The organism is Lysinibacillus sp. BSL11, from assembly GCF_052928325.1.
Window position 1 is genome coordinate 61,529 of the sequence record NZ_JAVGCX010000003.1, and the last position, 13,695, is coordinate 75,223.

A 13,695-nucleotide genomic window follows, 5' to 3' on the forward strand; every position below is an offset into this window, starting at 1 on the left:
CCCTTTCCTTGTCAAACGGTCTTTCTCTGCTAGTGATTGTCTTTTTTCAACAATAAAAAACAACAGCTGATATGAGCGTATCAGCTGTTGTTTTTTGTAAGTGTAAGAGATTTAATTAAGGGTTCATCAAAATATGATGAAGGGTGTCATGATTGCTACGTGTGGGGCACGTATATGACTATATCAGAATAGGCAAATGCTTATAGGTGGTTACATTTTTCACAAGTGTTGCTGTAGCATTCGCTTTGTTCTTCCATTTTTTCACCGCACTCAGTACATTGCTTAGCAGGTAAATTCTTGAAAAATTCAACTACGTTTTCTAACATTGTGGACTCCTCCTTTAAGTTCATCTGTACTATTACTGTTTTGATATTTTCTAGTGTATTATAACAGATGCTTTTCGTCAACACAAAATGCCTAATTTACGGTAAAATAAATATGGATATTTTGTGAAGGAGGAAACGTGAACTATGATTTTCGTTGATAATAAAGGGATCCATGATCCACGTATTAATCTTGCTATTGAGGAGTATTTGTTAAAAACAATGGACGTTGAGAAAGAGCCAGTGCTCCTTTTCTACATTAATCAACCGTCTATCATCATCGGTAAAAACCAAAATACGATTGAAGAAATCAATACAGACTATGTAGAGGACAATGGCATTATTGTTGTGCGCCGTCTTTCAGGTGGTGGTGCTGTTTATCATGATTTAGGCAATCTTAACTTCAGCTTTATTACCAATGATGATGGCGATAGCTTTATGAACTATAAAAAATTCACACAACCAGTTGTTGACGCTCTAGCAAAAATGGGTGTGAATGCAGAGCTCTCAGGACGCAATGATATACTAGCAGAGGGACGTAAAGTTTCAGGAAATGCTCAGTTCTCTACAAAAGGACGTATGTTCAGCCATGGTACATTGATGTTTGATACAGAAATTGATGCGGTTGTCTCTGCTTTAAAGGTCAAAAAAGATAAAATCGAATCAAAAGGTATTAAATCGATTCGCTCACGAGTAGCAAACATTTCAGAGTTTTTAAAAGAGCAAATGACAGTTGAGGAATTCCGTCTTGAAATTTTGAAATCCATTTTTGGCGGGGAAGAAAACATTCGTTATTATGAGCTAACTGAAGATGATTGGGCGAATATCCACAAGCTATCAGAGGAACGCTATCAAACATGGGAGTGGAATTTTGGAAAATCACCACGCTTTAATATTCAAAAAACACATCGATTCCCAACAGGAGGCATTGATATTCGTCTAGAAGTAAATCATGGTGTGATGGAAGAAGTGCATATTTTTGGAGATTTCTTTGGTGTCGGTGATATGGCTGATATAGAACAGCGCTTAGTTGGGACAAACTATGACAGAGCGGCTATTGCTAAGGCATTAGCAGACATTGATATCCCTACATATTTTGGTGGAATTTCAACTGAGGACTTTTTACAATTAATTTATTAAGGAAAATACGGTTTCATGTAATGTTTTAGCCTAAAGGTTCGCTGACAATTATGTCGTCGAACCTTTTTTTGATACAATATAGAAAGAAAGGAGTGTTGATATGGAAAAGCATCGAATATTCATAGTTGAAGATGATGTTAAGATTGCATCATTACTAGCGGAAACGCTTAGAAAATATCAATACGAAGTTGCAACAATTCAAGAATTTGATCATCTTATAGAAGAATTTACAGCATTTAATCCACATATGGTGCTGCTTGATATAAATTTACCCGCTTACGATGGCTATTATTGGTGTCGCCAGCTACGTCAGCATACAACATGTCCGATAATTTTCATTTCTGCACGCTCAGGAGAAATGGACCAAATCTTTGCACTTGAAAATGGGGGCGACGATTTTATTACAAAGCCTTTTAACTACGAAATTGTGTTGGCTAAAATCCGTAGTCATCTACGCCGTACATATGGTGAATATGCAGCAAGGCAAGAAGAACGGACAATCAAGCAAGGACAGCTTGTACTTCATTTAGAAAGAATGGAGCTACATAAAAATGATTTAGAAATTCCACTTCAGAAAAAAGAATGTATCATCTTAGAGCTACTGATGGGCAATGCACCGAAAGTCGTTTCACGTGAGCAATTGTTAGAGGAGCTTTGGGACGATCAAGCATTTGTCGATGAAAACACTTTGAACGTGAATATGACCAGAGTTCGAAAAAAGTTAGCGGATTATCATATATCGTCAACAATCGAAACGGTACGTGGTGCAGGCTATCGATTCATATTAAGTGCAGGTGAGCTATAGTGGGCTGGAAGCTTTTTTTACGTGATTATGCATCATTTATTGTGTTCCAGCTCTTATTAGTTGGGTTCATCATGGTTATCTATGCATTAGACGGTTTCCGAAATATTGATACGGCTATTTATTCCTTTTGTATTAGCCTTGTGCTATTAGCATCCTTTTTACTTGTCCGCTATTTAATGCGGCAACGCTACTTATTGAAGATAACTCAGCTTCCAACAGGAATGGAGGATGTGCTACAAAAAAACGCAAAAACGCCAGAAGCTATGCAAACCGAGAAGTATATGCATGAATTGTATCGACTTTATCAACATGAGTTGCATGCTTTATATGCAAGTCAAAAAAGGCATGATCAATTTATGAACCAGTGGGTCCATCAAATGAAAACACCTATTTCAGTGATTGAATTATTATTACAGGATGACCGACCTCTTGATAAAAAGAATGTTCAGGAGGAAATCGATCGCTTGCGTAGAGGATTGGACATGGTACTTGTTAATGCACGCCTAGAAAATTTTGAGGATGATATGCAAGTAGAGCGAGTTGCGCTAAAAGGTATTGTAACTGCAACTGTTAATGAAAATAAACGTTTATTTATTACGAAAAGAGTTTTCCCGGAAATTCATATTGAGGACGATCTCATTGTTGCCAGTGATTCAAAATGGCTTCGTTTCATTCTTGGACAATTTATCACCAATGCAGTGAAATACACGTTTGAAGCCAATAAAAAAATTGTTATTTCTGCCATTGAAAAGGATGACTATGTACAACTTGCCATTTGTGATGAGGGTATTGGGATTCCAGCTTCCGATCTTTCTCGTGTTACAAAAGCCTTTTTTACTGGCGAAAATGGGCGAAAAACAGGTGAATCAACTGGAATGGGCCTTTATTTAGCCAAAGAAATCTGTGAAAAGCTAGGGCATGAGCTGGCTATTACATCAGAGGTAGGAAAAGGGACGATTGTGACAGTAACATTTACAAATTAGGGGGCACTAGGATGGTAGAGGTACGTATAGAAGATTGGAAACTAACGATTGATAAGGAGAAAACAAATGCGCTTTATATGACACATCTGCAAGCGGGAGATCCATTAGCCTATCAAAATTTTATCCTGGCAAATGAAAAGTTAGATGAAGAACTACTGCATTTTTCAAAGAGCCTTGGGTTAAACTTACAGCAACCAACATTATTGAATGCTTTTCCTGTAGACGGTCAACAGATTATGTATAGTGGGTATTATACTGTATGTGGGGAAATCGTAGAGGGAGAAACGGATGCTTGGGATGTGATTATTGGGGAGCATTGCTTTAGTTTAGTAGAGGAAGAGTCATTACTGGCTTTAACAGAGCCTCATTTTCACATTGGTTTTGAGGTCGTTTTACAGTGGCTTTTACCTCAATCCTTAGAATTAATGAAGAAATAAGGTGAATGAAGTATGCCTATTTTACAAATTAAAGATGTGACAAAAGTGTACGAAGGTAAAGTAACGCATCGTGCATTAAATCAATTGAGCTTTGACGTGGAAGAAGGCGAGTTTTTAGCTGTTATGGGGCCCTCAGGAAGCGGTAAAACGACATTACTGAATATTATTTCGACCATCGATGAACCAACTAGTGGAGAAATCATTTTAGATGGAATGAATCCACATAAATTGAATGCAACAGAGCTTGCCTATTTTAGAAGAAGACAGCTTGGCTTTGTGTTTCAGGATTTCAATCTTTTGCATATGCTGACGGTCGAGGAAAATATCGTGTTGCCCTTAACATTAGATCAACAGCCGCTAGAGGTAATGGAGGAGCGTCTGGCAAGTATTGTAGAAAAGCTAGATTTAACTTCTTTCCTTCATAAACGTCCAAATGAAATATCTGGAGGACAGGCACAAAGAACGGCAATTGGTCGTGCGCTTATTCATAATCCTAGTCTCATTTTAGCGGACGAGCCAACAGGTAATTTAGATTCAAATTCTTCACGTGATGTGCTTGAACTATTAACAAAAGTGAATCAGGATAAACAAACGACAATCGTAATGGTCACGCATGATCCAATTGCAGCAAGTTATTGTGATCGAGTGTTATTCATTAAAGATGGTGAATTTTTTAATGAAATTTATCGAGATGACCGCCGTCAGATGTTTTTCCAACGTATTTTAAATGTTTTGAGCTTACTAGGAGGAGGGCAAGTAGGTGACCTTTCGACAATTCGCTTACCGTAATGTCGTGCGGAACAGCCGGATATATGGCGCCTTTTTCATGGCAAGCTTTTTTTCTGTGGCTGTATTTTTTATCTATTCCATGTTGATGTTTCACCCTGATATTGAACGTGGGATATTAGGGGAGATGTCTCTCATTGGGATGGTGGGGGCTGAAATTGTTCTCGTCCTGTTTACATTATTCTTTTTATATTATTCCATGAGTGCCTTTTTAGAAGCCAGATCACATGAATTTGCTATTTTATTGCATTTGGGAATGGAAAAACGTCAGATGAATAGACTTGTCTTTTTAGAGACAATGATTATTGGAACAGGCTCCATTATTGTAGGGATTGTCTTTGGCTTCTCCTTTTCAAAATTCTTTTTTATGATTGTGCGGGAAATTTTACATTTAGAAGATTTACCACTCTATATTTCATGGGAGCCATTTTTATTAACGATTGGTGTTTTCACAAGTGCATTTTTCGTTATTTCTTTTATTAGTGTGTATTTTACACGAGAGAGAAAATTACGAGATCTTATAAAAGGCAGTGATTATTTAAATAGCTTAACAACGTATTCCAAAATACGAGCTTTCTATGGTATTGCTTTAATTGTAACAACGTATATTCTCGCGTTTGTTGTCGGACATACATCACTAATCGGGCTAACGCTATTAATACCATTTTCCGCAACATTTGGCACCTATTATTTTTTCAGTGATTCTGTGCCTTGTTTTTTAGATTTAGCACGTGGGAAACGCAAATATCATTGGCAACGCTACCGTCTACTATCGCTAGCAGAACAAACGCATATAATGATGGATAACGTGAAAATGTTTTTCGTTGTGACGATGGTATCGACGCTTGCATTTTTATCTGTTGGTGTTTTAGCAACGATGTCCTCCTACACAACGCAATATGATCGATTAAATCCACTCGGGCTGGTTTATAAAGGGGATGTCGATAATCCATATGAACGGGAACATATCAATTCTTTAAGGCTGCAATTAGAAGAGAAAGGTTTATCTTATCAGCTATCCCGTTTTATTGTTGTGAAGCAAACCTCCTCTTTCACTCGAAATGAAGTGGAGGTTTTTCGAGAGTCCGATATGAATGTTCTGCTTTCTTCCTACAGTTATCCATTATTAAATCTGGAAGCAGGAGAGGCAGTATTTATTCCTTATTCGGAGGATTCCCTAAAAAAGTTAAAAGATCGAGTTGTGCATACTGTTTTAGAAGAAAACAATATACCGCTCACTATTGATAGTGTCTATCCAAAAATAGTGTTTCCAGGCTCGATTGTCAGTGTCAATTCGATTGTCATTAGTGATGAAGACTTTGCGAAGCTTATTCATCCGATTTCTGATCAAGACATTATTCAACCAAGCTATCATCTATTTACATTTGTTATTCCTCAATGGATGGAAACGAAGGATATCGGTAAGGATATCGATCATCTAGAATCCAATTTATATTTTATTAAAAAGGATAAGTTTAGCCCTTTTTACTTTGAAAATGCAGGATTAAATTATTCTTATATACTAGCTACCTACTCATTATTTACATTAGTGGGTGTCTTGGTAGCCACTGTATTTTTACTTGCGGCTGGAAGCTTTATCTATTTTAAATTGCATACATCCCTCGAACGTGAAAAGCGTAAATTTGATGTATTAAAACGTATGGGTTTAACAGATACGGAGTTAAAAAAGCTGGTTAATCGGCATTTGTTTCCCCAATTCTTCTTACCTTGGGGTGTTGCGATGATGCATAGTGCCTTTGCTTTTCTAATGGTTCAGGGTATTTTAAGGGACATTGCGAATATATCGATTGTAAAAGAAGTATTCTTTGCTTTTGGCTTTTTTGTATTAATACAAGTGGTTTATTTTTATTTAATTCGATGGCGCTATATCTCCCATATTCGCTCATGAAGTAATGGTTTAAAAGAGAAAAAAATGAATTATTTAACGTAATTTATGACATGAGATAAAAAGACTCATTGTTTTTTAGATATATTTCTTATATAATATTACTGAATAACGATTCATTTTATACGATAAGGGGATGGTGTAATTGAATTTAGTTTCACGTGTTCGTCAACAGGCAACAGAACAATCTGAAAAAGTGGCGTATCATTTTATGGGGAAAGATACGACTTACGGGGAATTTGAGCATACAGTTGGCCGCTTTGCAAAGGGATTACAAGATTTAGGCGTTGAAAAAGGGGATCATGTGGCGTTTTTACTCGGCAACACGCCACACTACTTAATTGCCCTCTATGCAACAATGCGCTTAGGGGCAACAGCAATACCTGTTAATCCAATCTATACACCGGATGAAATTTCTTACATTTTGCATAATGGAGATGTAAAAGCAGTCATTGCTCTGGATATGTTGCTACCATTGGTTGAAAAAGGTGTACAAGCATTTCCACAAGTAAAAACATTTATAGTTTGTGAAACCACACCAGATATAGCGGAAAAAGTGGCAGCTTTATCACCACAAGCACAAGAAAAAACACATTTATTTACACATGTAATCGCCAAAACCACTGAATCTTTACAACCTGTTGAAGTTGCAGAGGATGACAATGCTATTATTTTATATACTTCAGGAACTACAGGTAGTCCAAAGGGAGCCATGCTGACACATGGCAATGTTTACTCAAATGCACGCGATGTGGCGCATTATTTAGGCATTAATGCAGAGGACCGTGTTATTGCGACACTACCTGTCTTCCATGTATTTGCCTTAACGGTAGTGGTGAATGCGCCTTTATTAAGTGGGGCAACAGTTTTACTTGCACCACGCTTTAGCCCTAGCGAAATTTTCGCTTTAGCTCGAGAGCAAAAAGCAACGGTATTTGCTGGTGTTCCTACTATGTATAATTTCTTGTACCAATTACCTGAAGGCAATCCTGAAGATTTCTCGACAATTCGTTTAGCTATTTCAGGTGGTGCCTCCTTGCCTGTTGCGCTATTACATAATTTCGAACAGAAATTTAATGTGCGAGTGTCAGAGGGCTATGGCTTATCTGAAGCTTCACCCGTTACATGTTTTAACCCATTAGATCGTGATCGTAAAGCTGGCTCTATTGGAACATCCATTAGCAATGTCGAGAATAGAGTGGTCGATGTTAATGGTCAGGAAGTACCTGTGGGCGAAGTTGGAGAGCTAATTGTACGTGGTCCAAACGTGATGAAGGGATACTATAAAATGCCTGAAGAAACGGCGATGGCGATTCGTGACGGCTGGCTCTATACAGGAGATTTGGCAAAGGTAGATGAAGAAGGGTATTTTTACATTGTCGATCGTAAAAAGGATATGATTATTGTAGGGGGCTTTAATGTTTATCCTCGTGAGGTGGAGGAAGTGCTGTTTGCCCATAATAATATTGTAGAGGCAGCGGTGGTAGGCTTCCCAGACCCTAACTTAGGGGAAGCGGTACATGCCTATGTTGTGTTGAAAGAAGTAGCTGCTACTACAACAGATGATCTACTATCCTATTGTGCTAAACATATGGTGAAGTATAAGGTTCCGAAAGTAATTGAAATACTGGATGAACTACCAAAAAACACAACAGGAAAAATATTAAGACGCTCATTAAAAGAAAAAGTTTAAACGAGAAAAGCTACTATTGAAAAATGGTAGCTCTTTTTTTGTACATTATTCGTATAATAGTAAAATCAGTTGAGAGTAGATGTCTGTAAGTGATAAAATCAAACTTGTGAAATCTTCTACATACTTTTCAATAGCTTGTCATATAGTGAGGAAGTAATGTAAAAAGACGTACAAAACTGGAACCCTTTGAGGTGAAGCCACGTCAAAACTTTTAGGTAAAAATACTATTGAAAGAGAGCATACAAAAACATGTTAGAACTCATTAAGGAGTTAATAAGTTTTATTGTGCATATCGATGTGCATTTAGAAGAAATTATTCGTGATTTTGGCAATTGGAGCTATCTTATTTTATTTGCGATAGTTTTTGTAGAAACAGGGGTTGTTATTTTCCCATTCTTACCTGGTGATTCCTTGTTATTTGCAAGTGGAACATTAGCTGCGGCAATGGGCGCATTCGATATGTGGATTTTAATCCCTGTATTTTTAGCAGCAGCTATTTTGGGCGATACGATGAACTATCATATTGGTCATAAGGTAGGGACATCTATTCCGCCAAAGAGCCTCCTCGGTAGAGTTGTTAAAAAAGAGCGTATGGAAGCAGCTGAAAAATTCTTTAATACACATGGTGGGAAAACGATCGTAATCGCACGTTTCATGCCATTTATTCGTACATTTATCCCGTTTGTGGCGGGTGCAAGTAAAATGAAATATAGTTATTTCTTATTTTATAATATTTTTGGTGCAATTTTATGGGTATTCAGTTGTACATTATTAGGTTACTTCTTTGGGAATATTCCAATTATTAAAGATAACTTCTCAGTTGTCCTAATTTTGATTATCATTATATCCGTTGTGCCAGCAGTGATCGGTGCAATAAAATCCAAAGTAGGTAAATAATATGGACAGTCCTTAAGTGATTCATCATCACGGGGACTGTCCTTTCTTTTTTATTGGCTGAAAAAGCCAAGTTGGCATGTTAAGTTTAGCTTGAAGTATAAGCATCAGGTCGTAAAAAATGTTATACTATAAATTACTAGAAAATGGAGAAATGGGGGGCAATGGAATGGAAGTATTCATTGGCAGACAGCCTATATTTAATCTTCATGAGCAAGTCGTTGCATATGAATTGTTATACCGTAGCAAAAACGTAAATGCCTTTCCGATGGTCGATTCAGATGCAGCAACGATTGATGTACTTGTGAACTCATTTCTTTCAATTGGTTTTGAAGAGGTAACGAAAGGGAAACCTGGATTTGTTAATTTTACTGAAAACTTATTGATGAGCTCTATACATGAATTTTTAAATCCCTCACAGGTAGTGATTGAGATATTAGAGGATGTTCCACTTACCTCTCAATTAGTGGAGCGTGTAATTGAGCTAAAAAAACAAGGGTTTCAAATTGCCTTGGATGATTTTATGATGGATGATCAAGTGAAAGTTTATGATGAATTATTTGAACAAATTGATTATATAAAGGTGGATTTTTTAGCTTCTTCCATCGTAAAAAGAATGGAAATCGAAAATAAAGTTAAGGAGAAATTTCCACATATTCAGTTGCTTGCTGAAAAGGTAGAGACGCGTCATCAATTTGAAGTCGCTAAGTCCTCAGGCTATGTGTTATTTCAAGGTTATTTTTTTGAACAACCGCAAATAATACGAGCAACAGACATTCCAGCAAATGCGATTCAATATATTCACATTATCTCCCTACTAAAAGAGGAAGAACCAAATATTCATTTGCTAGCAGAAAATATTGAACGAGATATTTCATTGACATACAAATTATTGCAAATGATTAATAACTCATCTAAACGTTCTAAATCTAAAGTGCGCTCCATCAAGCAGGCGATTGTGTTATTGGGCGTATCGAATTTACGAAAATGGATTTATTTATTGGCCATGCGTGAAATTGATATTGATGCTGATTCCGATCTTTTTAAAGAAGTGATGTGTACGTCTTTATTCCGAGCTAAGGTTTGTGAAAAACTAGCTAAGCTTGCTTATAAAAAGAATTTCTCAGAATATTTTTTAGTCGGCATGTTTTCTCTAATTGACACATTACTTCAAAGACCGATGAATGTTATTTTACAGCAACTACCATTCTCAGAAGATATTACGAATACCATTTTAGGCTTTGAAACGGAAATGACTCCTTATTTGGAGTTTAGTATTGCGTTAAGTAAACTTGATTGGCCGCGATTAGAAGAGCTAGCTGTACAGTTGAATATACAGTTAGTTGACATTGATCTTTTATATTATGAAGCCATCGAATGGGCAGAAAAATCATTTTAAACCAATCAACAAAAGCTATCTTATTGATTCATGTAAGATAGCTTCTTTTATATTTCCTCACTATAGTATCCCTTCATCATGATGAAGTTCTCAATGCTAAAAGTATTTGCTATAATCATCTCGTCTTAAAAAAATTCTGATAGTTGAAGTGGGCGTGGGGAAATGAAACATGATGTGAGAGATAGCATTGTGGAGTATGTGTATGTCATTGTAGGAGCGGCAATAATTGCTATTGGTTTTAATGTCTTTTTATTACCAAATCAAGTCGCTTCAGGTGGGGTAAGTGGAATAAGTACAATTTTGCATGGTTTATTTGGTTGGAATCCGGGAATTGTTCAATATGCATTTAACATTCCGCTTTTTATTGCTGGTGTTTTATTACTGGGCAAAAAATTTGGAATAAAATCCTTTATTGGGACAATCACATTACCTTTTATCGTCTTATTGACAAATAGCTGGGAGCCCTGGACTGATAATCCTTTATTGGGTGCTCTTTTTGGTGGAATTATTGTTGGTCTAGGAATAGGACTGGTCTTTAAGGGGAATGCTTCAACTGGTGGCACTGATTTACTGGCGCAAATCATTACGAAGTTTACAGGATTGTCGCTTGGAACAAGTGTGCTGTTAATAGATGGCGTTATCGCAATTAGTGCAGCAATTGTTTTTGACTTAGAAAAAGGTTTGTATGCTCTGATTGGACTTTATGTTACCACAAAAACGATTGATATTATTCAGCTAGGTTTTAGTCAGTCTAAAATGGTCTATATCATTACATTGAAACAAGATGAGGTAAGGGAAGCCATTTATGCTGAAATTAATCGTGGTGTAACGAAGTTACCAGCAATTGGAGGATATACAGGAGAAGCACGACCAGTTCTAATGGTTGTTGTTTATCAAACAGAATTCACAAAGCTGAAACAACTCATTAAAAGCGTTGACCCATCAGCGTTTGTTATCGTTTCTGATGCATATGAGGTATTAGGAGAAGGTTTCAAACGTGCATAATTTTGGTATAATGGCGGCGTAAGGTATTTATTACGAGGAGGGGTACTAATGAAAAAAGCAATGTTAACATTAGTGTTCGGATCAGCAATCTTCTTAGCTGCATGTGGCGGCGGAGATAAAACTGCATCTAATAATGGTAATGAAAGTGCTACAGAGCCAGATGGCGAAGCAATAGCGATGAAATCTTGTGTTACTTGTCATGGTGGCGAGCTACAAGGTGCAAATGGTCCAGCATTAAATGATGTAGGTTCACGTTTGTCTGAATCAGAAATTTTAGATATTATAAATAATGGTAAAAACGGCATGCCTGCAGGACTAGTAAAAGGTGCAGATGCTGAAGCTGTTGCTAAATGGTTAGCAACGCAAAAATAATTGCTTTTTAAAAACTAGCGGGCTGGAGAGCCGCTAGTTTTTTTAGTGCAAGTAAACGCTGTATTGAGAGTAAATACATTTCTTTTACACATAGACATGCTAAAATAAGATGAACCTTATCCATTGATTGGAGGCTTTTTCATTGGTCGTAGTATTAACAAGAGATGTTATGGAGAAATTTAAATTAGAGTTATTAGCTGGTGAAGAAGGAATAGGCAGGACAATTGTGACAAGTGATATCTCAAGACCAGGGCTTGAAATGGCAGGATACTTTACTCATTATCCAGCAAATCGAGTACAATTGCTTGGCAAGACTGAACTTTCCTTTTTTGAAATGCTCCCAGCAGATGTTAAGCTTGAGCGTATGCGTTTACTTTGTTCACAGGATACACCTGCTATTATTATTTCTAGAGATTTAGAAGTACCAGAGGAGCTTATTCAGGCCTCAAACGAAAAGCATGTACCTGTGTTTAAAACACATATGACAACAACCAAATTTTCGAGTAGATTGACGAACTACTTAGAGGGGCGCTTAGCTCCAATGACAGCAGCACACGGAGTACTTGTCGATGTGTATGGCATTGGAGTGCTTATAATCGGTAAAAGCGGCGTAGGTAAAAGTGAAACAGCACTTGAGCTTGTAAAAAAGGGTCATCGTTTAGTTGCTGATGATTGTGTTGAAATTCGTCAAGAATCAGAAAACCTATTAATCGGAAGCCCTCCACCTTTGTTAGAGCACTTATTGGAAATACGAGGCATTGGCATTATTGACATTATGACACTCTTTGGTGCAAGTGCAGTACGCCCCTATAAACGTATTACCCTCATCATTGAGCTCGAAATATGGGATCCACAAAAAGTTTATGATCGATTGGGCTTAGAAGAAGAAAAAATGAAAATAATTGACACGGAACTAACAAAACTAACAATTCCAGTAAGACCTGGACGCAATGTCTCCGTTATTATTGAAGTGGCAGCGATGAACTATCGTTTAAAGAAAATGGGCGTCAATGCGGCAGAGGAATTTTCAAGACGTTTAGATGAAGTAATTTCATCAAATGATGTGTTAGACGATTAAAAAGCGAACAACATTGTTCATGACATATTGAGAGGAGTAGAAGATGGATTTATTACTATTGCAAATTGACCCGATTGCCTTTCATTTAGGACCAATTCCAGTTCGTTGGTATGGATTGCTGATTGTGTCGGGAATCATTTTAGCCTATGTTGTAGGGCAAAGAGAGGCAGTTAAGAGAGGTTTGCCTGAAGACTTTCTTGCAGATTTATTATTATGGGCAGTTCCTATATCTATTATCTGTGCACGTATTTACTATGTGTCAATGCGATGGGATTACTATAGCGAAAATCCAGGCAAAATCATAGAGATATGGAATGGTGGTATTGCCATCCATGGTGCACTCATCGGGGCATTTGTCACAGCTTACATATATACTCGTATAAAAAATGTAAGCTTTTTACGAGTAGCAGATATTGCAGCACCTAGTATTTTAATCGGGCAAATTATTGGTCGATGGGGCAACTTTATGAACCAAGAGGCTTATGGTGGCGAGGTATCGAAAGCATTTTTAGAAAACCTAATGCTCCCAGACTGGATTATTAATCAAATGTATATTGAAGAATTAGGTTCATATGTTCATCCCACTTTTTTATATGAATCGATTTGGAACCTAGTTGGGCTTATTATTTTATTAGCTTTGCGTAAAGTGAACTTACATCGAGGAGAAATATTCTTTAGCTATTTAATTTGGTATTCAATTGGTCGTTTCTATATCGAAGGAATGCGCACAGATAGCCTTTACTTAGTGGGAGATTTACGTTCAGCACAGGTTGTATCCATTATTGGTATTGTAGTTGGTCTAGGTGCAATTATTTATCGTAGAATAAAGGTAAAACCAGCCGTAAAATACTTGGATAATAAATAAGGGGTTGTA

General features: G+C 37.0%; 14 protein-coding genes. 13 read left to right on the forward strand and 1 reads right to left on the reverse strand.

Features of this window, described 5'->3' with window-relative positions; all coding sequences use genetic code 11:
* Window positions 1–200: 200 nt before the first annotated feature.
* Window positions 201–326 carry a protein YhfH gene (gene yhfH / locus RCJ95_RS04585; protein WP_004230455.1) on the reverse strand — a complete coding sequence of 42 codons (126 nt, stop codon included), beginning with the start codon at window positions 324–326 and terminating at the stop codon, window positions 201–203.
* 144 nt (window positions 327–470) lie between these two features.
* On the opposite strand from yhfH, the gene RCJ95_RS04590 reads away from it, so the two are divergent.
* From RCJ95_RS04590 to lgt, 13 genes are all read left to right on the forward strand, one after another.
* A complete protein-coding gene (locus tag RCJ95_RS04590; protein ID WP_048390817.1) occupies window positions 471–1,463 on the forward strand; it encodes a lipoate--protein ligase in 993 nt (330 codons plus the stop codon).
* 100 nt (window positions 1,464–1,563) lie between these two features.
* Entirely contained in the window at window positions 1,564–2,268 is a 705-nt protein-coding gene (locus RCJ95_RS04595) for a response regulator transcription factor (RefSeq protein WP_004230457.1), read from the forward strand.
* Window positions 2,268–3,251 (forward strand): sensor histidine kinase, encoded by a 984-nt coding sequence (locus RCJ95_RS04600; RefSeq protein WP_274770158.1) that lies wholly within the window; start codon window positions 2,268–2,270, stop codon window positions 3,249–3,251. Before RCJ95_RS04595 ends, RCJ95_RS04600 begins: the two co-directional genes overlap by 1 nt.
* Window positions 3,252–3,262: 11 nt before the next feature.
* Window positions 3,263–3,688: a hypothetical protein gene (locus RCJ95_RS04605; protein WP_274770157.1), complete on the forward strand. Its 426-nt coding sequence runs from the start codon at window positions 3,263–3,265 to the stop codon at window positions 3,686–3,688.
* Between the two features lie 12 nt (window positions 3,689–3,700).
* A complete protein-coding gene (locus RCJ95_RS04610; protein ID WP_004230460.1) occupies window positions 3,701–4,477 on the forward strand; it encodes an ABC transporter ATP-binding protein in 777 nt (258 codons plus the stop codon).
* On the forward strand, window positions 4,449–6,383 hold the full coding sequence (locus RCJ95_RS04615; RefSeq protein ID WP_221681165.1) for an FtsX-like permease family protein: 1,935 nt from the start codon (window positions 4,449–4,451) through the stop codon (window positions 6,381–6,383). Before RCJ95_RS04610 ends, RCJ95_RS04615 begins: the two co-directional genes overlap by 29 nt.
* 142 nt (window positions 6,384–6,525) lie before the next feature.
* Window positions 6,526–8,073, forward strand: a complete 1,548-nt coding sequence (locus RCJ95_RS04620) for a fatty acid--CoA ligase family protein (RefSeq protein ID WP_446721950.1) — start codon at window positions 6,526–6,528, stop codon at window positions 8,071–8,073.
* Window positions 8,074–8,322: 249 nt separating this feature from the next.
* Window positions 8,323–8,970, forward strand: coding sequence for a VTT domain-containing protein (locus RCJ95_RS04625; RefSeq protein WP_004227966.1), 648 nt, complete (start codon window positions 8,323–8,325; stop codon window positions 8,968–8,970).
* Between the two features lie 166 nt (window positions 8,971–9,136).
* Complete coding sequence (locus RCJ95_RS04630; protein WP_221681167.1) at window positions 9,137–10,366, forward strand: EAL and HDOD domain-containing protein; 1,230 nt, start codon at window positions 9,137–9,139, stop codon at window positions 10,364–10,366.
* A gap of 162 nt (window positions 10,367–10,528) precedes the next feature.
* Window positions 10,529–11,371 carry a YitT family protein gene (locus RCJ95_RS04635; protein ID WP_221681168.1) on the forward strand — a complete coding sequence of 281 codons (843 nt, stop codon included), beginning with the start codon at window positions 10,529–10,531 and terminating at the stop codon, window positions 11,369–11,371.
* A 48-nt stretch (window positions 11,372–11,419) separates the two neighbouring features.
* Entirely contained in the window at window positions 11,420–11,743 is a 324-nt protein-coding gene (cccB, locus tag RCJ95_RS04640; protein ID WP_004227972.1) for a cytochrome c551, read from the forward strand.
* A gap of 142 nt (window positions 11,744–11,885) precedes the next feature.
* Window positions 11,886–12,821 carry an HPr(Ser) kinase/phosphatase gene (gene hprK / locus RCJ95_RS04645; RefSeq protein WP_004227974.1) on the forward strand — a complete coding sequence of 312 codons (936 nt, stop codon included), beginning with the start codon at window positions 11,886–11,888 and terminating at the stop codon, window positions 12,819–12,821.
* 43 nt (window positions 12,822–12,864) lie between these two features.
* Window positions 12,865–13,686 (forward strand): prolipoprotein diacylglyceryl transferase, encoded by an 822-nt coding sequence (gene lgt / locus RCJ95_RS04650; RefSeq protein ID WP_221681169.1) that lies wholly within the window; start codon window positions 12,865–12,867, stop codon window positions 13,684–13,686.
* Window positions 13,687–13,695 lie beyond the last annotated feature (9 nt).

Bases quoted from the DNA above. Each gene is read 5' to 3' on its own strand.
- RCJ95_RS04625 (WP_004227966.1), top strand. From the start codon at position 8,323: ATGTTAGAACTCATTAAGGAGTTAATAAGTTTTATTGTGCATATCGAT.
- RCJ95_RS04605 (WP_274770157.1), top strand. From the start codon at position 3,263: ATGGTAGAGGTACGTATAGAAGATTGGAAACTAACGATTGATAAGGAG.
- yhfH (WP_004230455.1), bottom strand. From the start codon at position 326: ATGTTAGAAAACGTAGTTGAATTTTTCAAGAATTTACCTGCTAAGCAA.
- RCJ95_RS04590 (WP_048390817.1), top strand. From the start codon at position 471: ATGATTTTCGTTGATAATAAAGGGATCCATGATCCACGTATTAATCTT.
- RCJ95_RS04610 (WP_004230460.1), top strand. From the start codon at position 3,701: ATGCCTATTTTACAAATTAAAGATGTGACAAAAGTGTACGAAGGTAAA.
- RCJ95_RS04630 (WP_221681167.1), top strand. From the start codon at position 9,137: ATGGAAGTATTCATTGGCAGACAGCCTATATTTAATCTTCATGAGCAA.
- lgt (WP_221681169.1), top strand. From the start codon at position 12,865: ATGGATTTATTACTATTGCAAATTGACCCGATTGCCTTTCATTTAGGA.
- RCJ95_RS04595 (WP_004230457.1), top strand. From the start codon at position 1,564: ATGGAAAAGCATCGAATATTCATAGTTGAAGATGATGTTAAGATTGCA.
- cccB (WP_004227972.1), top strand. From the start codon at position 11,420: ATGAAAAAAGCAATGTTAACATTAGTGTTCGGATCAGCAATCTTCTTA.
- RCJ95_RS04635 (WP_221681168.1), top strand. From the start codon at position 10,529: ATGAAACATGATGTGAGAGATAGCATTGTGGAGTATGTGTATGTCATT.